The organism is Streptomyces sp. NPDC006235 (assembly GCF_040613735.1).
Taxonomy (GTDB): Bacteria; Actinomycetota; Actinomycetes; order Streptomycetales; family Streptomycetaceae; genus Streptomyces.
The window spans coordinates 162,094-183,331 of sequence record NZ_JBEXSR010000014.1 but is presented as its reverse complement, the minus strand read 5'-3'; the positions used below and the strand labels follow the sequence as shown (position 1 = coordinate 183,331).

The following is a 21,238-nucleotide window of genomic DNA, read 5'->3' as shown; positions in this document are numbered from 1 at the left end:
GGCAACGCGGCGAGCGTGCGTGCCAGACGCCGCGGAGCAGGCGGGAATTTGTCAGACAGGCCCTAGGTGCCTGGCCAGTCCGCGCGCTCCGGTGCGCATCATCAGGCGGTGATTGGCCCGGAAGGCGGGCCGGCACGGCACGGCGAGCCGCCGCAGCAGCGGCTTGCGGACGTCGACGACCTGGTCGTACCGCGCGCGAGTCCCCGCCCCGTCCGGGGTGACCGTCCAGCGCGCCCAGCCCTCCATGTCGCCGGACAGGGCGATCTCCAGCACGCCGGCCGCGGGGTCGCGCCGCGCCTCCCGCGCCGTGAAGGTCATGTCGTACGGCAGGACGGAGCGGATCCGGACCACCCCCGTGGTGTCGTCGAGCCGGGTCACCTCCTTGACCTGCCGCCACCACCGGGGGTAGTCCTCGGCACGCTCCAGTGCCTCGTACACGGGAGCGGGCGGTGCGGGCAGGGTCCACAGCGTGCGGAAGCGGTAGTGGTTCCAGTCCATGACCGCAGTCTGCCCACGTGCGGTGCGGGTTGTCTGAGTACGCGCCTGAGTACCCGCACTCATGCCGTAGAGGGGTGACGCGGACCACACTGCCGGTCATGAACCACCTTCCGCCCCCGGCCGAGGAACTGCGGGTCCTCGACGCCGAACTCCGGCAACTGGACGCCCGCCGGGCCCAGTTGCTGTCCCGACGCGCCTGGCTGGTCGCGACCCTGCAACAGGCACAGCAACAACCGCAGCAGGCCTGGGCTCAGGCTCGTACGCAGCCGCCGCCCGTCGCATGGTCCCGCCCGGAGACCGCCGCGCCCAGCGTGCAGAACGTGCTGCTGGTGCTCGGCGGTGTGCTGCTCACGCTCGCGGCGGCGGTGTTCACGCTGGTCAGCTGGGGGCAGATGGGGATCAGCGGTCGGGCGCTGGTGCTCGGCGCGGTCACGCTGGCCGCGCTCGCCGGGCCGGCGCTCCTGCTGAAGCGGGGGCTGCGGTCGACGGCCGAGTCCGTGGCGGGTCTCGGGCTGGCGCTGACCGTGCTGGACGCCTACGCCCTGCACGAGGCCGCTCTCGCCGGGACCGACGGGACGGGGTACGCGGCCGCCGCGACGGCGGTGCTGGCGGGGGTCTGGTCGGCGTACGGTCTGCTGCCGGCCACGGCCGCGCTGCGGCTGCCCCTGCCCTGCGCCCTGGCGGCGGCCCAGTTCCCGCCGCTGCTGTGGGCCCTGTCCGCCGGCGCCGACCCGTACGCGATCAGCGCCGCGCTGCTGGTGACGGCCGGGCTCGACACGGTGGCGGCGCTGCGGGTGACGGCCGTTTCCCTACGGATCTGCGCGGTCGTCGGTGCGTACGGCACGGGCGGCTGCGGTGTTCTGGCGGCCGGCTGGCTGTCCGTGACGGCCGGCGGCCCCGGCGCTGCCGCCCGGGCCGGGGGGCTGCTCCTGTTCGCGGCGGCGATCGCGCTTGGTGCGGCCTGGCGGATCTCGGGTTCGGGCGTTCGGCACGCCCTCGGTCTCGCGGCGGCCTCGGGGCTGCTCACCGTGGGGGCGCTCGGCGGAGTGGCTCGCTTCGCGGTGCCGGCGCAGTGGGTGGTGCTGGTCCATCTGGCCTTGGGCGTCGCCCTGTTGGCGGGGTTGCGGGCCGGGCGGCTGCTGCCGGACGCGGTGCGGCACGGTCTCGCCTGGGCCTCCGCCGTCGTCCAGGCGCTGGCTCTGCTGTGGGCGCTGCCCGTCGTCGCGCTGGTGGTGATGGGGCCGGCCGGCTGGCTGGGCCGGGTGTGGAGCGGTGCGCCGTCGGACTCCCGTGCGGCCGTCGCCGTCGAGGCGCCCTGGCCGTCGGACGCGGTGGCGGCTCCCGTCGTCCTGCTGGCGGTCGCGGCCGTACTCGCCTCGGTGGTCCGTGCGGAGCGGTGGCGCCCGCGTGCCCGGCTCGGTGCGCTGGGTCTGCTGTGGACCGCGACGCTGCTGCTTCCGGCGATCCTCGCGGTTCCCTACCTCGCGGGACTGCCGGTCCTGGGGATCATGACGGCGGCCGCGCTGTACCTGGGCCGGACCACGGCGTCCGGCGCGCGGGTCACCGCCCTCGTCCTGGCCCTGGTCACGGCCGTCGACCTCACCCTGCTCTCCCTCGCCTCCCAGACCGCGACACTCGTGGTGCTGTCCCTGCTGACGGCGCTGCTCGCCGCGGCCTCGTGGCGGTCGGACGTCGCCCCCTTCACGGCTCCGGCCGCCCTGGTGTACGCGGCCGCCCTCGCCTCGGCGACGGGTGCCGCCGTGGACTGGCCGCCGGCCCGGACCGCCCTGCTGGTCCTGGCCGTTCCCGTGGCCGCCGCCCTGCTCGCGCCGCGTCTGGCCGCATGGCGGGCGACGGTGCCGGTCGAGGCGGTGGGAGCCGCCGCCGGGCTGCTGGCCGTGGGCCTCGCGGTCACCGATCCGCCGCTGCTCGCCCTGGTGCTGGCGTCGTGCGGCGTCATCGCCGCGGGAACGGCGCTGCGTCCGGACCGCCGTCCCGCCGGCTACGCGGCCGCGGCCCTGTTCGTGCTGGCCGCCTGGGTGCGCCTGGCCGCGTGGGAGGTCGGCACACCCGAGGCGTACACGCTCCCGGTGACCGTTCCGGCGCTGCTCGTCGGCGCCCTGCGCAGGCGCCGCGACCCGCAGGTCTCCTCCTGGACGGCCTACGGCCCCGGACTCGCCGCCACGCTCCTGCCGAGTCTCGTCGCGGCCTGGGGAGATCCGCAGTGGACGCGGCCGTTGCTGCTGGGCGCGGCGGCCCTGCTGGTCACCCTGCTGGGTGCCCGGCACCACCTCCAGGCTCCGCTGGTGCTGGGCGGTTCGGTGCTCGCCCTGGTCACGCTGCACGAACTCGCCCCGTACGTCGTGCAGGTGACCGGCGCACTCCCCCGCTGGGCGCCTCCCGCCCTCGCCGGACTCCTGCTGCTCGCACTCGGGGCGACGTACGAGCAGCGGATCCGGGACGTCCGGCGGGTGCGGGACGTGCTGGGGAGGATGAACTGACCGCCGGTTACGGCATCTTGTCCCCCAGCAGCGCCAGGTTCTCGATCGCGGCGAGGCCGTACAGCGAGGTGTCGTTCGTGGACACCCAGGGCGCCTCGCTGCCCGGCACCAGCGTGAGCGGGCCGCTGAGCTTCTCGGTCTTCCAGGGGGCCGACTCCTTGTAGCCGTCGGAGTTGTAGAACTTGTCCCACGCGCGCTTGGCGAGCTTCTCGTCGCCGGACTGGACGGCGGCGTAGGCGTCGAGGCGCGAGTGCCCCTGGAAGAGGATCAGGGACCCGAAGTTGCTGCCGTAGCGGGCCGCCTGCTCCGCCTTGGTGGCATTGAAGTAGCGGCAGTAGTCGAGGTACGCCTCCTTGAACTTCGGCACGTCGACGAGGTCGATCAGCTCGGCGCACAGCTCGTTGAGGCCGAAGACGGCCGACAGGTGCGAGACCTCCACCTTGGGCTTGTCGGCGACGGCGAACCTGCCGGTGTCCAGGTCGTACAGGCCGCTGCCCTGGACGAAACCGTTGGGCTGGGCGGCGATCGTCTCCATGGTGGACAGCACGCGCGCCTTGGCCTTCTCCCACTTGGGGCCCTTGCGCTCCCACTCCGTCAGCCACGCCGAGACCAGGCCGCTCCAGTCGGTGCCGAAGCCGATCGACAGGGCGTGCCGGTCGGGCGTGTACGGCTCGGTGCGGATCTTGCGGAGCGGGTCGAGGGCGAGGAACGTCTCGTCGGAGTCGACGTTGGCGTGCATGAGGTCGCCGACGCGTTCGTCCGCCGTGAGGAAGTAGTAGTAGCGCCGGTACGTGGTGTTGGCGATGCGCTGCTGCTTGGCGCTGTCGGCGAAGTGCTGCACGCCGTGCCGGGTGCCGAGGCCGGCCCACTTGCCCAGGTGGTAGACGTCGACCTCGCCGGTGTGCCGGGTCATGGCCTCCGCGAAGCGGAAGATGTCCGAGCGGCCGCTTCTCAGGTACGCGTACCAGAGCCACAGGTCCGGCGACAGCTCGGAGTTGTCCCAGGCGTAGCCGCCGACGTCATAGCGCCACTGGTGCCGGACGGTGTCGTAGGTGTGCATGATGTCGCCGTAGTCCCAGAAGCCGTACCACCGGCGCATCTCCACCTGGTCCTTGTAGTAGGTGAAGAGGAAGTCGAGGTGGTCCTCGATCTTGGCCTTGGCGGGGGTGGAGCGGTCGGGTTCGGCGTACAGGCCCTTGCCGAAGACGCCCGCCTTGATGAGCTGCCTGGGCGGGGCGGCGAGTTGCGGGAGCACGCGGACGGCCTCGACCTGCTCGGCGAGTTGCTCGGCGCTCGGGGTGGAGTCGTTGGCCCAGAAGAGCAGTTCGGAGGTGCGGGCGATGCCGTACGGGGTGCCGAACTCGGGCTCGTAGTCCTCGTAGGTGATGTTGAGGCCCTCGAGCTGCTCGGGGAAGGTGTCCTGGCCCATGCCGTCGTGGTAGAAGCGCATGTCCATGGGCTGGGCCTCGGGGGACCACAGCCAGAGGGTGACCTCGGCCTCGTCGGTGTGGGCGTCCCGGATGTCGAGCTGGGCGGGGAACTTCTCCCAGAAGTCGCGAAGGCCGAAGGAGAATCCGCCGCTCACCCCGCCGACGTACCCGAAGCCGGAGGCGCGCCGGCCGCCGCCCGCCGCGACCCAGCCGTGGCCCTTCTTGGTGCGCTTGCGCACGGTGAAGCCGTCGGCGGACAGCTGGGAGAGGGTGTAGTCGCCCCACTCGGGGATGTACTGCAGCCGGGTGGTGACCCGCTGGTCCCAGGTGGCCGGGTCGGGCAGCTTCTTGCCCTCGTACTGCGCCGCCTGCACGGCCGCGCCGGGGTCGCGGCGCAGGCCGGTGATGCCCTTGACGGCCTCGCGCAGCAGGCCGGTGCCCTCGCCGCCGATGCGGATGTGCCGGTCGTAGGACTCGTCGCGCATCGGCACGCTGAAGCGGACGCCGAGGCCGCGGATGAAGTCTCCGCTCGCCTTGCCGGGCTCCTGCTTCCCGTCATAGGTGATGGTGTGCACCATGCGGAAGGAGTCGGCGCCCGCGTAGAAGTAGAGCCGGATGGAGAAGGGCAGCCAGCCGCGGCTGCCCTTGCGGTGCTTGCCGTCGATACGGACGACCGCGCGGACCGGGCCCTCCTGCTCGACGGTGACCTTGTCGACGGCGCCGTCGAAGCGCTCGGTCCTGACCGCGCCCTGGTCCTCGTCCTCGATCTCGGGCTGGCGGATCAGCACGAGCCGGCCGTTCTTCGCGATCTCCGTCGAGCCCCGCCTGACCGACTTGACGATCGTGGAGCCGGACTTGCCGATCCTGGCGGTGATGACGCCGGTGGAGACGTCGATGGTGCCGCCGCTCTTGTCGACCGTGACCTTCTTCTCCGGTGCGGCGGGCGTCCCGGCGGTGAGGGTGAGCTTGCCGTCGCCCGAACCGACCGCGTGGGCGGTCCACTTGAGGGAGCCGTCGGGCCAGTAGGCGATCGGCCAGGACTGCACGGCCACGGCCTTGCCGTCCGCGTCCGTCAGCGCGAAGGTCTGGTCCTTCTGGTAGGCGCCCTTCGGCCAGGGGACGCCGACGGTGGAGCCGGGGGCCGCGCCGAGGCCGCCGTCCTCCAGCCAGTCGAGGGTCACCGGGTCGGCGTCGGCGGGCTCGGCTCCGGGGACGGCCTGCGCGTTCTGCGTCCCCAGTGCCCAGCTGAACTGGGCGGCGGCTCCGGCGACGGCGGCCGCCTTCAGAAGGGACCTGCGGGGGATGGGAGACATGGCGTTGCTGCCTTTCCTCGTCCGTGCGGGAAGCGAATCCGTGCGCTGGTCAGGGGCATGACAGAGAGAGGCGCGGCGCCCTGGGCGCCGGCCCGGCAGGGGAGGAACCGCCGCTCAGCGGCGCCGGTACCGCTCCTCCACGGCCACGGCCGCCGCCGCGACGGCCCCGAGGACGGGGACCGCCAACGGCGCGGCGAACCAGGCGGACACGACCACCACGGCCAGTCCGCCGATGATCAGGAAGGACCCGGCCGGGTCGAGCACCGTCCGGCGCCAGGCCGCCGCCAGCAGCGTCCGCCAGCGGGCCCCCGGCTCCCAGACCGCCGCCGCCCGCAGCCCGGCCACGACCAGGCCGATCAGCGCGCACACGCCGACGGCCCCGACCAGCGGCCCGCCGGGAATGCCCGCGCGGACCGCCTGGACGTCCACCCAGACCGCGGCCAGGGCCGCCCACCCGGCGAGCCCCGCGAGCCACCCGCCGCGCAGGGCCGTGCGGAAGTCGGCGACGAACTCCCGCCTGCCACCGCCCTCATGGGCGGTACGGCGCCGCAGGTGCCGCGCACCCGCGGCGAAGGCGGCGGGATACGTGACGACCCCGAGCGAGGCCACCGCGATCCACACACCGGTCAGCAGGCACTCGGCGAACACCGCGAACCGCTCGGCGAGCAGCGACTCGCCCCGTGCTTTCACCCCGGTCCCGGCCATGCTCACCTCAGCCCTTCAGACCGGACGTGGCCATGCCGTCGATCAGATAGCGCTGGAAGGCCAGGAAGAAGGCGAGCACCGGCAGCAGCGCGACCAGCGACATGGCGATCATGCCGCCGTAGTTGGCCACGGCGTCCTGGTCCACGAACATCTTCAGGCCGAGCGAGACCGTGTACTTGTCGGGCTCGTTGAGGTAGATCAGCGGACCCATGAAGTCGTTCCAGGAGTTGATGAACGTGAAGATCGCGCTGGTGATCAGGGCCGGCCGGCACAGCGGCAGCATGATCGACCAGTAGATGCGGAAGTGCCCGCAGCCGTCCAGCCGGGCCGCCTCGTCGAGCTCCTTGGGCATGTTGCGCATGAACTGCACCATCAGGAAGACGAAGAACGCCTCCGTGGCCAGGTACTTGCCGAGCAGGAGCGGCGTGTAGGTGTTGATCATCTCCATGTTGCGGAACAGCACGTACTGCGGGATCAGCAGCACGTGGTACGGCAACAGAAGGGTGCCGATCATCAGCGTGAACAGCAGGTTCCGGCCCGCGAACCTGATCCTCGCGAAGGCGTAGGCCGTCAGCGAGCAGGACGCCAGGATCCCGATCACCGAACCGACGCCCAGGAAGAGCGAGTTGTAGAAGAAGGTGGAGATCGAGATGTCGGCGATGCCGTCGGCGAGGCTGGTGTAGTTGGAGATGATCGGGTCGCCCGGGAAGAGGTCCAGGCTGCCGACGATGTCCTCGCTCTTCTTGAAGGAGCCGCCGATGACCCAGATCACCGGGTAGAGGATCACCGCCAGGACCAGCAGGGAGCCGAGGTGCCAGGCGAGGGATCCGGGCAGTTTGTGCCGCAGTCCGCCCGCCCGCGTCGAGGGGGCCGGAGTGATGTCGGTGGCCTGCGCGCTCATCGGGCGCCCTCCTCGTAGTGCACCCAGCGCTTCTGGGACCAGAACAGCACCGCCGTCACCAGGGCGACCGCGACCAGCAGCATCCAGGCCATGGCGGAGGCCAGACCCATCCGGCTGTTCTCGAAGCCCTGGACGTAGAGGTAGCAGGTGTAGACCATCGAGCCGTCCGCGGGACCGCAGGCGTTGCCTCCGGCGCCGCCGCCGACGATGTACGCCGAGCTGAAGATCTGGAAGGAGTGGATCGTCTCCAGCAGGACGTTGAAGAAGAGCACCGGGGAGATCATCGGCAGCGTGATGTTCCAGAACCGCCGCAGCTTGCCGGCCCCGTCGACCTCGGCCGCCTCGTACAGCTCGCGCGGGACCTGCTTGAGGCCGGCCAGGAAGATGACCATGGGGGCACCGAACTGCCAGACGGTGAGCGCCACCAGGCTGTAGATGATCATGTCCGGGTCGCCGGTCCAGCCGCCGACGTCGATCCCGAAGGTCTTCTGCACACGGTCCACGATCGCGTCGTCCGAGAAGATCGCCTTCCAGACGATCGCGACGGAGACGCTCGCGCCGATCAGCGACGGCGCGTAGAAGGCGGCCCGGTAGAAGGCCTGTCCGCGCCGCTTCTGCGCGAGGAGCAGGGCCACACCGAGGGCCGCGAGCAGCTTGAGCGGCGTTCCGACGACGACGTACCAGAGCGTCACCTGCACCGAGTGGCGCCAGCGGGGGTCGCCGAACATCTCGGAGAAGTTGTCGAGGCCGATCCACTTGGGGGCGTCGAACAGGTTGTAGTCGGTGAACGCGAAGTAGAGCGAGGCGACCATCGGGCCCGCGGTGAGCAGCAGGAACCCGGCGATCCAGGGAGACATGAAGAGATAGCCGGCCAGGTTCTCCCGGCGCCGCCGCCGCTTGAGGGCGGCGGGGCGCACGGGCTTCACCGGACCGTGCCGCGGCTCGGAGTCCTGGGACAGGCCCTCCATCGCAGGGGCGTGTGTCACGGTGGTTCCCATCAGCTGCCGAGAGCCGTCTTCGACTCGGTGAAGAACTGCTTGACGGCGTCGTCCACCGACCGCTTGCCCAGGGCCATCTCCTCGGAGATGCGCAGGAACGCGGCCTCGCAGATGTCGGCGCCCTCGGGGTGCGGGGTGATGGGCTCCAGGACGCCCGCCTCGACGAGGGACTGCTCGTACTCGGCGATGGCCTTGTTGACCGGGTCGGTCGGCTTGTACGCGTCGAACTGGGCCTGCGTCGCGGGCACGCCGCGGTCGTAGCCCATGATCTTGGCGACCTCGGGGTCGTGCACCATGAAGTCGATGAACTGGGCGACCTCCTTGGGGTGCTGGGTGCGCTTGGAGGCGCTCAGCATGAGGGAGCCGAGGTACTGGCCGGTCTTCTTGCCGTCCGTCGTCGGGATGGGCGCCAGGCCGTACTCGCTCTTGCCCTCGGAGGTGTAGCGGACGGTGAAGTTGTCCCAGGTGAACTCGCTGCCGGCGATCTCCGCCGCGACGGCCGACTTGGGCTTGATCTGCGCGACCTTCTTGGGGTCGGAGTAGACGCCCTCCTCGACGCCCTTCTTGGCCTTCGTCCACCACTCCGTCAGATCGGCCTCGGTGAAGCCGAGTCCGTCCTCGGTGAAGAACGCCTTGCCCTGCTGGCGCAGGTAGGGGTCGTAGAGGTACATGACGCCGTACATGCCGCTGTCGCCGGCGCGACCCGTCTTGTCGCGAATCTTCTTCATCGCCGCGTCGAAGTCGTCCCAGGTCCAGCCCTGCTCCGGCTTCACACCGGCCCGTGTGAAGACGGGCTTGTCGATGACCAGGGCCATCGAGTTGGAACCGACCGGAACTCCGAGGAGCTTGCCGTCGATCTCGCCGAACTTCTCCAGCCCGGCGCGGAATCCCTCCATCCGGAGGTTGCCGGCCTTGACCTGCTCGCTGAGATCGAGCAGCACGTTCTTCGCGTCGTATTTGCGCAGGAAGCCGATGGCATTCTGGAAGACGTCCGGCGGATTTCCGCCGGAGGCCTGGGTGTTGAACTTCTTCCAGAAGTCGAGATAAGGCTGGAAGTCCGTTTTCACCTTGATCTTCGGGTACTTCTTCTCGAAGAGCGCGATGGTCTTGTTGATGCGCTCGGCGCGGTCCTCCGCACCCCACCACGCATAACGGATCGTCACCGTCCCGTCCGCGGAGGTCCCTCCGTCGCCACCGCAGCCGGTGGTCGCGGCCAGCCCCAGCGTGGCCGCCGTGGCTCCGGCCGCCTTCAGAATCGTACGTCTCTCAACATTCCTGCCGTTCACCACGGTTGGCCCTCCCCGCACATCGTCCCGCTCGCATGAATCGTTTCAAGTAAGCGCTTGCTGGCACAAGTTACGGAGGGGCTGAGGGTGCGTCAATGATTCGGACAAGATTTTCTTACCGAGCGGCCCGGTGGCGAGGCGGGGCGGGGCGGTGCTGCGCCCGGTCCGCCGGGGTGACGTCACTGGTGGGGCCGGTGCGGTCGGCGGGCCGAACGGGACGGGGGCGCCCGCACGGCTTTCAGGAGCGACCGAAAGGCGACGCCGGGGCGGGTGGCGCGGGACCGGACGGAAGGTGACCGGTTTCCGTCCTTGAGGAGGACGTCGGCCGGTTACCCGACGACGCCGGCCGGGCACTCGAGGAGGCCGCCGGACGCTCGACGACCCGGGACGGGTGACACCCGCGGGAGGCGGCCCGGACGACGAACGACGGCGGCCCACATGCACAGTCGCAGGTGGGCCGCCGATCCGGGTGGGCGATACTGGGTTCGAACCAGTGACCTCTTCGGTGTGAACGAAGCGCTCTCCCACTGAGCTAATCGCCCGGACGCAGGAAGAACATTACCCCATGTCAGGGGGTGCCTGTGACCGGCGCCGGGCCGGCCTCGGCACCCCCGCCGCGGCTCACTGGTCCTTGATCTTCCACGGCATGACGATGCCGAACTTCCACAGGTAGATACCGACCAGTACGGCCACGATGACCAGCCCGATGCTCGTCAGGATGATGTTCCGGCGCCGCACCTTGGGATCGAGGGCGCGCTGCGCGGCCTCCGTGACCTTCCGCTTGGTCCAGCGCAGCACCAGCTGGGCCCACACGAATTCGGTCGCCCAGATCGCCATGCCGCCGAAGATCACGACCCAGCCCGGTCCGGGCAGGGGCAGCATGATGATGCCCGCCACGACGACCGCGAGCCCGATGATGAAGATGCCGACCTGCCAGCTCACATGCAGCAGCCGGCGCGCTTTGACGAATTCCGGCGCCCGTGAGCCGAGCGCCCGCTCCTGCTCGCTGCGCGCCTCGTCCGTCCCCGTCTCGTCCGCCGCCACGGCCACCTCGCCCGGCTCGTCACTCCCCGTATTCATACGGCCAAACACTACCCGAGCGAAACCAGTCACCGGAATGGACGCACGGCGCGAACGATCTCTCGGCCGGAAGAGTTACGTAAAGGCACGCAAAACACTCAGAGGGGTTTACAACGGCACCGTAGGTGGCATGTCGATTTCGCCGACGTGCGAATCCCCGAGCGCACACTGAGCGAAAGGCCCTGGCGCTTATGAACACCACGGTCAGCTGCGAGCTGCACCTGCGCCTCGTTGTGTCGAGCGAGTCCTCCCTGCCTGTCCCCGCAGGCCTGCGGTACGACACGGCCGACCCCTACGCCGTGCACGCCACCTTCCACACCGGAGCCGAGGAGACCGTCGAGTGGGTGTTCGCCCGCGACCTCCTCGCCGAGGGACTTCACCGCCCTACGGGCACCGGCGACGTCCGCGTCTGGCCGTCGCGCAGTCACGGTCAGGGCGTCGTGTGCATCGCCCTGAGCTCACCGGAGGGCGAGGCCCTGCTCGAGGCCCCGGCACGGGCTCTGGAGTCCTTCCTGAAGCGGACCGACGCCGCCGTGCCGCCCGGCACGGAACACCGGCACTTCGACCTCGATCAGGAGCTCTCGCACATCCTGGCGGAAAGCTAGGGCGAGGCGCTCACCGAGCAGCCCGGCGCCGTCGACTCGGGGAGACGGCTCGGGCCAGAACAACCGCATACGGGATACACCGGCGCCGACACCGCGGATCACGCGGCGCGGCGCCGGTTCGCGTCCGCCACCGGACGGAGGCCCGCAGCGGGGGCACTCAGCTGCCCGGAGGCCGGTCGGGAACCAATGACTTGCCCGGCATCGTTGTATTCGAAGCCGTGTGCGGGCGTGAGGGCGGTCCGGCGGGGGTGGAGCCGTTACCATCGGCCAGCATCGGCGGGCGCCCGCCCGACCCCCAGGCCAGGGAGCGAATCGTGCTGATCACCCACGACACCCGGTGCGCCCTCGACACCGTGGTCGATCTGGTGAACACCGCACCGGACGACGACACGGCGCCGGACGGGCTGCCGGACGTGGCGACACTCGCGGATTTCGTACGAAACCACGAGATCAGCGACGTCGGAGTGCTCTCGGAGTTCGACCTCTCGGCGGTGCGGAAGATCCGCGGGCGGTTCGCCGCCGTCTTCGCCGCCCCCGACGCCCGGACCGCCGCAGGCCAGATCAACGAGTTGGTCGCCGCCGCGGGCACCACACCCCGGCTCACGGACCACGACGGCTACGACTGGCATGTGCACTACTTCGCACCCGGCGCCTCCATCGCCGACCACCTGGCCGCCGACTGCGGGATGGCCCTGGCCTTCTTCGTGGTCGCCGGGGAGCAGGAGCGGCTGCGGCGGTGTGAGGCGCCCGACTGCCGGCGGGCCTTCGTCGACCTGTCCCGCAACCGCTCGCGGCGCTACTGCGACAGCCGGACCTGCGGGAACCGCCTGCATGTGGCCGCGTACCGGGCGCGGCGCAAGGAAGCGGCGGGCTGACCGCGTCCGCAGGACCGAGTGGCAGGTGGATCATCGATGCCGACGCGGTCCCGGCGGGTGGCGCCGGGTACCGCGGGTACGGCTCACAGCAACAGCAGATCGTGCAACGAGGCCATGAGCAGCAGAGTCCCGATCACCGCCAGGAAGATCATGAGCGGTGGCTGGGATAGGGCGAAGAGGCAACCACGTGGCTCGGCCTGCCGGGGACGTGGCTCGTCCTGCGGCGGTGCGGGGTCGCTCTGTTCCGTCGTGTCCAGCATCTCGCGGCGATGATGACGCAGTCGCCCGGCCGGACGCGATCAGCGACCTCGTTGCGTACGGGCGTGCGCCGATTCCGCGAGGTCCGGGTCAGGTTGTGATCGCTTCCGCTCACCCTCGGACCCACTGTGACGATTCGGCCGACACGCGGTCGTCATATGCCGTGCTTCTTGAGGATGGCCTCGATGTCGCTGAAGTCGTCGTCACCCCGGGACGACGCGGCGGGCCGGGCGGCCGGGCCGGCCCCCTGCCCCAGGGAGGGCGCCGAGGCCGCCGGAGCCACCGCGTCCGGCCGGGCCGCCGCGCGGGCCGCCCTGCGCTCCTTGCGGGTGCCGCCGCGGCGGCGCTCCACGACACGCGTGGTCATGAACAGCACCCACGCCACACCGAGCACCCCGAAGCCCGCCCAGGCGGTCAGGCTCAGCGCGGTGTCCGCCAGCCACTCGACGACGCCCGTCATCACGAGGCCGATCGGCACGAGCGAGTACGCCGCGATCCGGGTCGCCGCGAGGAAGCGCTTTCGGTACGCCGTCACGGCCGCGATGCCCAGGCCCGCCGCGGACACGGCGGAGCAGACGGTCTCGGCAATCATCCGGTCCTCCAGGCGTGGCGCGGTCGGGAAGGGGCACTTCGTCCCTTCCATCCTGCACCCGCCGCACCCCGGGCGGCCATGCCCCGGCCCGACATCAGGGAGATCTCCGGGTCGTCTCCTCCGCAGGTGCCGGTGCGGGTGCACGGCCTGGGAGAATGTCGGTATGAGCGACTCCTCCCCTGCCCCCGCCGCCGCCCCCGTCCTCGAGGTCTGGTGCGACCTCCAGTGCCCGGACTGCCGCACCGCACTGGACGACCTCCGTGCCCTGCGCGCCCGCTACGGCAACCGTCTGGAGCTGCGGCTGCGGCACTTCCCCCTGGAGAAGAACAAGCACGCCTTCGCCGCCGCCCAGGCCGCGGAGGAGGCCTGGGAGCAGGGCCGGGGATGGGAGTACGCCGAGGCGCTCCTGGGGCGGGTCGAGGAGCTGGGCCGCAAGGGAGAACCCTTCCTGGTCGAGCTGGCCCGCGAACTGGACCTGGACGCGGAGGAGTTCGACACCGCCCTGATCGACGGCCGGCACACCCTGATCGTGGACGCCGACCAGGCCGAGGGCAAGGCGATCGGCGTGACCGGCACCCCGACGTACGTCATCGGCGGTGAGCGGCTCGACGGAGGCAAGAGCCAGGAGGGGCTGCGCGAGCGGATCGAGCAGATCGCGGACGGGCTGCTGGGCGGGCCGGAGCAGGACCAGGAGCATCAGGGCTGACCCGACGGCCCGCGGCCCTGCCGGGGCGCCGCCGGGCCGTCACAACAGCGGCTTGTACACCGCGTACAGCTTCGTCTCGTAGCCGAGCGACGCGTAGAGGCGTTCGGCCGGGGTGTTGCCGGCGAAGACGTTGAGCCCGATCGTGCGCCTGCCCTCGGCGATCGCCTGGGCCTCGGCCAGCAGCATGAGGGTGCGGCCGTGTCCCTTGCCGCGGTGGGCGGCGTGGGCCTCGACGTCGAAGACGAAGGCGCTGTCCTCGCGCACCGCGAGCCACAGCACGCCCACCGGCGTCCCCTCGTGTTCCAGGACGCTGATGAACATGCCGGGGGTAGCGAGGCCCTCGGGCAGCAGGGTGGCGTTGTCGCGCTCCGACTTGGCGCGGGCCTCGGCCTCCGGGACGCCCCGCTCGATCCGGCTCTGCGCGTAGTCCTCCTTGCTCTTCTCCAGCCAGGGGCCGAACTCCGCCTCGGTCATGGGCCGGGCGCGGCTGCCCTGCGGCAGCTGTGGCGGGGTGTCGCCGAGGGGTTTCTCCATGCCGCGGTTGCGGACGACGTAGCCGAGGGCCGTGGCGAGCCGGAACGCCGCCTCGGAGTCCGCGGGCACGGTCGCCTCGATGCGGCGGCACCCCCAGCCGCGCGCCACCTCCTCGGCGGCCAGCGCGGCCACCGTGCCCCGGCCGCGCCTGCGGTCCGGTTCCTCGATGCGCAGCTTCATGATCCGGGCCACGGCGTCACCGAACACGGGATGCGTGCCGAGGTGTATCGCCCCTACGGGACGGCTGTTCACGCACACCTGATAGCGGCGTGAGCGCGTCCCGTCGGCGTTCTGCTGAAGCGGCTCGGTCGGCCGCAGGGTCGTGGTCATCAGGGGTGTTCTACCCGCAACCACGGCCCTGGTCAGCCGAATAAGCGGGAGCTGTCAGGGGTCGAGGTCGTCCCCGGACCGCTCCTCGAAGATCCGCATGGCCTTGGCGGTCACCGGGCCGGGCGCGCCGGGCAGCTCGCGGTCGTCGACCCGGTGCACGGCCTGCACGTCCCGCAGGGTGGACGTCAGGAAGATCTCGTCGGCCCGTTGCAGGACGTCCAGCGGCAGGTCGGTCTCCTCGGCGCCGGTCCATTCGATCGCGAGCGCGCGCGTGATGCCCGCGAGGCAGCCCGAGGCGAGCGGCGGGGTGTGGATCTCGCCGTCGAGGACGAGGAAGACGTTGGACCCCGTGCCCTCGCAGAGCTGTCCCACGGTGTTGCCGAACAGGGCCTCGGAGGCGCCCTGTTCGCGGGCGCGGGCGAGTGCGACGACGTTCTCGGCGTACGAGGTGGTCTTCAGGCCGGTGAGCGCGCCGCGCTCGTTGCGCGTCCAGGGAACCGTGATCACGGCGGTGGAGTCGGGGCGGCGGGTCGTCTCGCCGAGGGCGACGACGAGGGTCGGGCCGTGCTCGCCGCGGTCGGAGCCGAGCGGGCCGTGGCCGCCGGTGTAGGTGATGCGCAGGCGGCCGAGCGGCATGGGGTTGGCCTCCAGGACGGCGGCACAGGCGCGGCGCACCTCGTCGTGGTCCGGGTCGGGCAGTCCGAGGCCGCGCGCCGACCGGGTCAGCCGGTCGAGGTGCCGCGTGAGCGCGAACGGCCGGCCGTCCACGGCCTTCACCGTCTCGAAGATGCCGTCGCCCACGGTCAGCCCGTGATCGAAGACGGAGACGCGGGCGGACTCGATGTCCTGCAGCCCGCCGTCGAGCCAGATTTTCACGTCAGGTCCTCTCCACTCACCTCATACACTTCCGACGCTATCGCGAGCAGCCGGGCCGCCTTCAGCTCGGTCTCCCGCCACTCCCCCTCGGGATCCGAGCCCCATGTGATGCCGGCGCCGGTGCCGAAGCGCAGCATGCCGTCGGACCGGTCGATCCAGAAGGTACGGATGCCGACGGCCAGCTCACCGGCCCGCCGGTCGGCGTCGACCCAGCCGATCCCTCCGCAGTACGGCCCTCTGGGCGCGGTCTCCAGCGCGTCGATGATCCGCAGAGCGCTCGACTTGGGCGCGCCGGTGACCGAGCCGGGCGGGAAGGCGGCGGTGAGCAGCTCGGCCCAGCCGGCCCCCTCCCGCAGCTCACCGCGGACCGTCGACACGAGATGGACCAGTCCGGGATGTTTCTCGACGGCACACAGTTCGGGCACGGTGACCGTACCCGTGGCGCACACCCGTCCGATGTCGTTGCGGACGAGGTCCACGATCATGACGTTCTCGGCGTAGTCCTTCTCCAGCAGGTCCGACTCGGTGCGGCCGGTGCCCTTGATCGGCCCCGACTCGACGACGCGTCCCTCGCGCCGCAGGAACAGTTCGGGGGACGCGGTGGCGATCTCCACGCCGTGACCGGGCAGGCGGATCGTTCCTGCATACGGCGCCGGGTTGCCGAGGGACAGCAGCGACGTGAGGGCGTCCACGTCGGCGCCGGGCGCGACGGGCGCCGACAGTACCCGGCACAGGTTCGCCTGGTAGACCTCGCCGGCCGCGATGTGCTCGCGGATCCGCCGCACCGCCGCCGTGTACGCGGTGCGGTCGAGCGACGACGTCCAGTCACCCGCCGCCGGTCCCCGCCACGCGCCGGGCACGGGGACGGGAACGGCCGCGTGCCGCACATCCCGGAAGCGTGCGCAGGTCAGACGGCCCTCGAAGTCGGCGCAGACCGCCCAGAAACCGCTGGACTCCAGGGCTGCGGGATCGTCGGTGACGTCGAGGAGCCCGGTGGCGACACGGTCGCCGAAACGGGCGAGAGGAGGGAGGTCGAGCACGCAGTCGAGTCTATGGCGGGTGCCCCGCGGGTGACCGGGGGATGCCCCTTCGTGAGACCCTGCGACCGTCCTGAGCAGGGGAAGCGCAGCACGCTGCACAAACGCGTTTTTGTGCTGGCCCCGGAATCCGCTAGAGTTCAACTCGTCGCCGGGCCGCGAGAGCGGACCGAAACGACAAGCGGACGTAGCTCAGTTGGTAGAGCGCAACCTTGCCAAGGTTGAGGTCGCGAGTTCGAACCTCGTCGTCCGCTCGAAGGAACAGGGGGCTTCCCGGCCCCTTGCACTCCTGGTGGAGTGGCCGAGAGGCGAGGCAACGGCCTGCAAAGCCGTCTACACGGGTTCAAATCCCGTCTCCACCTCCAAGGACGATTAGCTCAGCGGGAGAGCGCTTCCCTGACACGGAAGAGGTCACTGGTTCAATCCCAGTATCGTCCACTGGATCTGCTCCAAGATCCACCCGCGCGATTAGCTCAGCGGGAGAGCGCTTCCCTGACACGGAAGAGGTCACTGGTTCAATCCCAGTATCGCGCACGCAGTGCCCATGATCCGCTGCAGTCAGTGGTCATGGCCCCGAGGACGATTAGCTCAGCGGGAGAGCGCTTCCCTGACACGGAAGAGGTCACTGGTTCAATCCCAGTATCGTCCACATCACACCGGAGCCCCCGGCCGTATGCAGCGGCCGGGGGCTTCGTCGTGTGGTGATCGCCGCGTCAGGACGAGAACAGCATGCGGCCGAAGCTCTTCTGCCGGTGGTGACCGTGGTGGCCATGGTGGCCGTGGCCGCCGTGCGGGGCGCCCCAGGCGGGGGCCGGTGGCGCGGGGTAGGCCTGCGGAGCGGGCGGGGGCGGCGGGGCCGACTGGGACCATTGGGCCTCCAGACGCGTCAGCGACTCCAGCTCGCCGTAGTCGAGAAAGATGCCGCGGCAGCCGCTGCACTGCTCGATCTGGACACCGTTGCGGTTGTAGGTGTGCATGGGGGCACGGCACTTCGGACACTGCATGGTGGTTCAACTCCTCGCCGGTCGGTCCTGCTTCGTGTGTCGCCAGGACAGACTCTGTCCGGCTGTGGTCGGTTGCACCCTACTTCGCGTGCTCCTGCGCCAACTGCGGCGGGACGGTAGCCATTCGGTCACAGGCGTCCACGACCGACTGCTCCACCTCGTCCAGCGCACGACCTCCCGCGACGGCCTTGGCCACGGCCCGGGCCGCGGTCTGCACGGTGAGGGCGCGGGCGGGGACGTCCAGGGCGGGCCAGGGGTCGCCGTCGGCCGGGACGGCGGGGCCGCCCTCGGCGCGGTAGGCGGCGAGGAACCGGGCCCATTCGCCGGGCGGGAGCAGTCCGCAGGCGTACCAGGCGGCGGGGCGGGCGAGATCCCAGGCCGGGACGCCGACACCGAGGTCGTCCACGTCGATCAGCAGCCAGGGGCCATCGGGAGCGGGGTGGCGTACGAGCTGGCCGAGGTGGAGGTCGCCGTGGCACAGGGTGCCGGTGCGCGGCGTCGGGGCCTCGGCCCGGGCCCAGGCGGGGAGGGTGTCCCAGGCGCGCAGGACGGGGAGGGCGGCGGGGTGCGGGCCGGCGTCCCGGAGCCGCGCGATGGCCAGGGCCGCCTTGGCGGGGCCCCGCATGGTGGGCATTCCCGGCGGGGCCGGGGTGCGGTGCAGTCGGGCGAGGAGGGTGGCGGCGGCTTCCCAGGGGGCGGCGTCGGGGGTCTCCGGGTCGACCGGGGTCCCGTACGGCCAGAACGTCACGAGACGGTCGTGCAGGGTGACCGGGGCCGGGGTGAGCGGGGGCAGGAGGATGCCGGGGCGGTGGGCGGCGAGGGTGAGGCGGGTGGTCAGTTCGGTCGGGTCGGTGTCCTCGGGATGGGCCTTCGCGACGGTGTCCGCGTGCCGTACGACGATGCCGTCGAGGCGGTCCGCGAGGGTGGCTGCGCCGCAGGGGCAGGCCGGGGAGCGTGCGTGAGCGGTGGCTCGGGCCTTGGCGGTGAGTTGTTGTATGAGCGGGGCGGGGGCGGGTTTCACCGGGGCGAGCGTACGCGCAGGTGGGGCCTGGGTGTAAGGCACTGTTGGCTTCAGGTGCTCGGCGTCGGTGCCGGTGCCGGGTGGGTCCGCAGCCCGGCGTAGCGGGGTACCGCTGCGCCCACCCGTGCCGCCTGGGGGGGTACCTCCCAGGCCCTTAAGGCACTGGGGGAGGCACGACTGCCCGCAGCTAAGCGGCGCCCGCGCAGGTGCGCGGAAAGGGTAATGCCGGCGCAGCTCCCCAGCTGCGCCGGCATTTGTGCCGTCCGCCGCACCCCCGTCCCCACGGGGTTTCATGGGTGGGATGTCCCCGCCCGGACCGCTCTTCCGGGCCTGGGGTCGCCGCTCAGCGCCCCAGCATCTCTCCCACGGACGACGCCTGTGTGGCCACTGTCTCCCACCCGTCGAAGACGAGGAGGAGCAGTACCGCCAGGGGAAGGGCCATCAGCGTCGCCACCACGGGGTGGCGACGGCCCTGACGGCGGGAACGGAACGCTGCGGCGTACACCCTGCGTCCCTCCTCGCGGATCAGTGCCCGCGGTGCCGTATGGGCCATGGTCCCTCTCCTGACCGTTCTCCGTTGTCGTTGGCAGCGGCGGGTGTCTGACCTCGGGGGACGAGTGCTGCACCCGCCGCTTGACCTCAAATCTAGGTGTCCGGCCCGTCCCGGGCGTCATGCCCTCGTACCGATTGCCGGGCCTCCCGGAGGATGAGCCGTCACCTGCGATGTACTCCCCTGGGTGGAGACGGAGGCCGGGGCCTCAGGGTCTTCCCCGAAGGGGCGCCCGGCTCACCCCGCTTTGTCCGAGCTTTCCTCCCTCGGAATCGGCTGTTCGACCAGGGCCAGCACCCGGTTCGCCATGAAACGGGCCGTACGCACGACCGTTCCGCTCCTGGTGACTTCGCTCACTTCCACGACACCTCGCCGTACCGCCGTCTCCACCCTGCGGCCCGCCCTGCTCGCCACCACCTCGTACGTGCGCGTCGTGTCGCCGGCGTCCACGACTATCTCCACACGGTCACCCTTCACGGGTCCAATCCCCCTTCCGGGCCAGGCGGTTGGGGTCGACCCCCGCGCGAACACGGCCTGTTCGCGCGCCCTCTGACCACCCTTCAAGTCTCCCACCCACCACTGACAATCCATCGCCCCGAGAGGGCGCGGCCTCTGCGCGCGGGCGGCCGTGGAAACGTAAGCTGTGGCTCGTCACAGGACCGGGCAGCGGGGATGAACATGGCGATGATGCGCCTGAGGCGCGAGGACCCGCGCGTCGTCGGCTCGTTCAGGCTTCACAGACGGCTCGGCGCGGGCGGGATGGGCGTGGTCTACCTGGGCTCCGACAAGAAGGGGCAGCGGGTCGCGCTCAAGGTCATCCGGCCTGATCTGGCGGAGGACCAGGAGTTCCGCTCGCGGTTCGCCCGTGAGGTCTCGGCGGCCAGACGAATCCGCGGCGGGTGCACGGCACGGCTCGTGGCCGCCGACCTCGACGCGGACCGGCCCTGGTTCGCCACGCAGTACGTACCCGGCCCCTCCCTGCACGACAAGGTCGCCGCCGAGGGACCGCTCGGCGCTGCCGACGTCGCCGCCGTCGGTGCCGCCCTGTCGGAGGGCCTGGTCGCCGTGCACGAGGCCGGCGTCGTACACCGGGACCTGAAACCGTCCAACATCCTGCTGTCCCCGAAGGGGCCGCGGATCATCGACTTCGGCATCGCCTGGGCGACCGGCGCCTCGACGCTCACCCACGTGGGCACGGCAGTCGGCTCGCCTGGCTTCCTCGCCCCTGAGCAGGTGCGCGGGGCCGCCGTCACGCCGGCCACGGATGTGTTCTCGCTCGGTGCCACGCTCGCGTACGCCTCGATGGGCGACTCGCCCTTCGGGCACGGCAGTTCCGAGGTGATGCTGTACCGCGTCGTGCACGAGGAACCGCAGCTGCACGGCGTACCCGACGCGTTGGCTCCGCTCGTCCGGGCGTGCCTGGCGAAGGACCCCGAGGAGCGGCCCAGCACGCTCCAACTGTCCATGCGGCTCAAGGAGATCGCGGCCCGGGAATCTCAGGACCTGGCCGGCGTACGGCCGCCCGCGCCGCGCGGTGCCGAAACCGACCGGCCCACCGACACCTACCCCGAGCGCGGCCGGCGTCCGCAGGGACAGCAGGGCGCGGGGACTGCCGGGGCGCAGCGGGGCCGGGGCACTCCCCCGCCACGGCGCTCCCCCGGGCCCGGGGACGGCGCTCCGTCGCCGGACGGCCCGGCTTCCCAGAGCGGAGCCGGTCCGCGGGGCGGATCCCGGTCGACGGGCGGGGGGAGCCGCGGCCGGACCCCGGTGCGCGGCTCCGGCGCCTCGCGCGGCGGCACCCCGTCGCGGTCCGGGGCTCGGCCGACGCCCACCGGGCGCAACGGGACCCGGCCGGGCAGCGGCAGCCGCCCCACGCCCCACAGCGGTACCGGGCGTCCGGCGTCCAGGAACACGGGGACCGGTCTGCGGCCCGCCAATCCCCGGCTGCTGCGGCAGCGGCTGTTCGTGTTCGTCGTGGTCACGCTGCTGGTGGCCGTCGGCATCGCCCTGGTGCAGGGCTGTCAGGGCTCGGCGCGGGGACTCGGCGACGACGGGGGCGGGGCCCGGCAGGAGCATGTCCAACGGGGCTACGAGCCGCAGGGGTTGGAGCCGTAGGGGCTCGAGTCGTCGGTGTTCGA

At 71.4% G+C, this 21,238-nt stretch carries 21 protein-coding genes and 6 tRNA genes; 10 read left to right on the top strand and 17 right to left on the bottom strand.

Annotation, left to right across the window (positions count from 1 at the left end; translation table 11 throughout):
• Positions 1–51: 51 nt before the first annotated feature.
• Positions 52–498, bottom strand: a complete 447-nt coding sequence (locus tag ABZ192_RS19185; RefSeq protein WP_356925637.1) for an SRPBCC family protein — start codon at positions 496–498, stop codon at positions 52–54.
• A 98-nt stretch (positions 499–596) separates the two neighbouring features.
• Between ABZ192_RS19185 and ABZ192_RS19180 the strand changes: the two genes are divergently transcribed.
• Positions 597–2,999 (top strand): hypothetical protein, encoded by a 2,403-nt coding sequence (locus ABZ192_RS19180; RefSeq protein WP_356925636.1) that lies wholly within the window; start codon positions 597–599, stop codon positions 2,997–2,999.
• Between the two features lie 7 nt (positions 3,000–3,006).
• On the opposite strand, the gene ABZ192_RS19175 is transcribed toward ABZ192_RS19180, so the two are convergent.
• From ABZ192_RS19175 to ABZ192_RS19145, 7 genes are all read right to left on the bottom strand, one after another.
• Entirely contained in the window at positions 3,007–5,742 is a 2,736-nt protein-coding gene (locus tag ABZ192_RS19175; RefSeq protein ID WP_356925635.1) for a Tat pathway signal sequence domain protein, read from the bottom strand.
• A gap of 114 nt (positions 5,743–5,856) precedes the next feature.
• Positions 5,857–6,447 (bottom strand): hypothetical protein, encoded by a 591-nt coding sequence (locus tag ABZ192_RS19170; RefSeq protein ID WP_356925634.1) that lies wholly within the window; start codon positions 6,445–6,447, stop codon positions 5,857–5,859.
• Between the two features lie 7 nt (positions 6,448–6,454).
• Positions 6,455–7,348, bottom strand: a complete 894-nt coding sequence (locus ABZ192_RS19165; RefSeq protein WP_356925633.1) for a carbohydrate ABC transporter permease — start codon at positions 7,346–7,348, stop codon at positions 6,455–6,457.
• On the bottom strand, positions 7,345–8,346 hold the full coding sequence (locus ABZ192_RS19160; protein ID WP_356925632.1) for a sugar ABC transporter permease: 1,002 nt from the start codon (positions 8,344–8,346) through the stop codon (positions 7,345–7,347). The genes ABZ192_RS19165 and ABZ192_RS19160 overlap by 4 nt, the downstream gene beginning before the upstream one ends.
• The gene (locus ABZ192_RS19155; protein WP_356925631.1) at positions 8,346–9,635 is read right to left on the bottom strand and encodes an extracellular solute-binding protein; all 1,290 of its coding nucleotides are present in this window, start codon (positions 9,633–9,635) and stop codon (positions 8,346–8,348) included. The genes ABZ192_RS19160 and ABZ192_RS19155 overlap by 1 nt, the downstream gene beginning before the upstream one ends.
• Before the next feature lie 467 nt (positions 9,636–10,102).
• A tRNA-Val gene (locus ABZ192_RS19150) sits at positions 10,103–10,174 on the bottom strand.
• 79 nt (positions 10,175–10,253) lie between these two features.
• Positions 10,254–10,712: a TIGR02611 family protein gene (locus tag ABZ192_RS19145; RefSeq protein ID WP_356925630.1), complete on the bottom strand. Its 459-nt coding sequence runs from the start codon at positions 10,710–10,712 to the stop codon at positions 10,254–10,256.
• 191 nt (positions 10,713–10,903) lie between these two features.
• On the opposite strand from ABZ192_RS19145, the gene ABZ192_RS19140 reads away from it, so the two are divergent.
• Positions 10,904–11,317: an SsgA family sporulation/cell division regulator gene (locus tag ABZ192_RS19140; protein ID WP_004002642.1), complete on the top strand. Its 414-nt coding sequence runs from the start codon at positions 10,904–10,906 to the stop codon at positions 11,315–11,317.
• A 314-nt stretch (positions 11,318–11,631) separates the two neighbouring features.
• Positions 11,632–12,192 carry a CGNR zinc finger domain-containing protein gene (locus ABZ192_RS19135; RefSeq protein WP_356925629.1) on the top strand — a complete coding sequence of 187 codons (561 nt, stop codon included), beginning with the start codon at positions 11,632–11,634 and terminating at the stop codon, positions 12,190–12,192.
• Positions 12,193–12,275: 83 nt separating this feature from the next.
• Here ABZ192_RS19135 and ABZ192_RS19130 read toward each other — a convergent pair whose 3' ends face one another.
• A complete protein-coding gene (locus ABZ192_RS19130; RefSeq protein ID WP_356925628.1) occupies positions 12,276–12,452 on the bottom strand; it encodes a hypothetical protein in 177 nt (58 codons plus the stop codon).
• Positions 12,453–12,604: 152 nt separating this feature from the next.
• Positions 12,605–13,042 carry a hypothetical protein gene (locus ABZ192_RS19125; RefSeq protein WP_356925627.1) on the bottom strand — a complete coding sequence of 146 codons (438 nt, stop codon included), beginning with the start codon at positions 13,040–13,042 and terminating at the stop codon, positions 12,605–12,607.
• 163 nt (positions 13,043–13,205) lie between these two features.
• Here ABZ192_RS19125 and ABZ192_RS19120 point away from each other — a divergent pair, with 163 nt between their 5' ends.
• Positions 13,206–13,748: a DsbA family protein gene (locus ABZ192_RS19120; RefSeq protein WP_356925626.1), complete on the top strand. Its 543-nt coding sequence runs from the start codon at positions 13,206–13,208 to the stop codon at positions 13,746–13,748.
• Between the two features lie 39 nt (positions 13,749–13,787).
• On the opposite strand, the gene ABZ192_RS19115 is transcribed toward ABZ192_RS19120, so the two are convergent.
• From ABZ192_RS19115 to ABZ192_RS19105, 3 genes are read right to left on the bottom strand one after another with little or no spacing between them, the layout of a single operon-like run.
• Positions 13,788–14,612, bottom strand: coding sequence for a GNAT family N-acetyltransferase (locus ABZ192_RS19115; RefSeq protein ID WP_356925625.1), 825 nt, complete (start codon positions 14,610–14,612; stop codon positions 13,788–13,790).
• 54 nt (positions 14,613–14,666) lie between these two features.
• On the bottom strand, positions 14,667–15,488 hold the full coding sequence (locus tag ABZ192_RS19110; protein ID WP_356925624.1) for an aminodeoxychorismate lyase: 822 nt from the start codon (positions 15,486–15,488) through the stop codon (positions 14,667–14,669).
• Complete coding sequence (locus ABZ192_RS19105; RefSeq protein WP_356925623.1) at positions 15,485–16,528, bottom strand: chorismate-binding protein; 1,044 nt, start codon at positions 16,526–16,528, stop codon at positions 15,485–15,487. The genes ABZ192_RS19110 and ABZ192_RS19105 overlap by 4 nt, the downstream gene beginning before the upstream one ends.
• 178 nt (positions 16,529–16,706) lie before the next feature.
• Between ABZ192_RS19105 and ABZ192_RS19100 the strand changes: the two genes are divergently transcribed.
• From ABZ192_RS19100 to ABZ192_RS19080, 5 genes are all read left to right on the top strand, one after another.
• Positions 16,707–16,779, top strand: a tRNA-Gly gene (locus tag ABZ192_RS19100).
• A 37-nt stretch (positions 16,780–16,816) separates the two neighbouring features.
• Positions 16,817–16,890, top strand: a tRNA-Cys gene (locus tag ABZ192_RS19095).
• Between the two features lies 1 nt (position 16,891).
• Positions 16,892–16,963: transfer RNA gene (locus ABZ192_RS19090), tRNA-Val, on the top strand.
• A 24-nt stretch (positions 16,964–16,987) separates the two neighbouring features.
• Positions 16,988–17,059, top strand: a tRNA-Val gene (locus ABZ192_RS19085).
• A 43-nt stretch (positions 17,060–17,102) separates the two neighbouring features.
• Positions 17,103–17,174, top strand: a tRNA-Val gene (locus ABZ192_RS19080).
• 64 nt (positions 17,175–17,238) lie between these two features.
• On the opposite strand, the gene ABZ192_RS19075 is transcribed toward ABZ192_RS19080, so the two are convergent.
• From ABZ192_RS19075 to ABZ192_RS19060, 4 genes are all read right to left on the bottom strand, one after another.
• Positions 17,239–17,529: a zf-TFIIB domain-containing protein gene (locus ABZ192_RS19075; RefSeq protein ID WP_351416600.1), complete on the bottom strand. Its 291-nt coding sequence runs from the start codon at positions 17,527–17,529 to the stop codon at positions 17,239–17,241.
• Between the two features lie 79 nt (positions 17,530–17,608).
• Entirely contained in the window at positions 17,609–18,550 is a 942-nt protein-coding gene (locus ABZ192_RS19070) for an aminoglycoside phosphotransferase family protein (protein ID WP_356925622.1), read from the bottom strand.
• A 343-nt stretch (positions 18,551–18,893) separates the two neighbouring features.
• Positions 18,894–19,103 (bottom strand): hypothetical protein, encoded by a 210-nt coding sequence (locus tag ABZ192_RS19065; protein ID WP_356925621.1) that lies wholly within the window; start codon positions 19,101–19,103, stop codon positions 18,894–18,896.
• A 234-nt stretch (positions 19,104–19,337) separates the two neighbouring features.
• Entirely contained in the window at positions 19,338–19,577 is a 240-nt protein-coding gene (locus ABZ192_RS19060) for a hypothetical protein (RefSeq protein ID WP_184981801.1), read from the bottom strand.
• Between the two features lie 195 nt (positions 19,578–19,772).
• On the opposite strand from ABZ192_RS19060, the gene ABZ192_RS19055 reads away from it, so the two are divergent.
• Positions 19,773–21,215, top strand: coding sequence for a protein kinase (locus ABZ192_RS19055; RefSeq protein ID WP_356925620.1), 1,443 nt, complete (start codon positions 19,773–19,775; stop codon positions 21,213–21,215).
• The last annotated feature ends 23 nt before the right edge of the window (positions 21,216–21,238 follow it).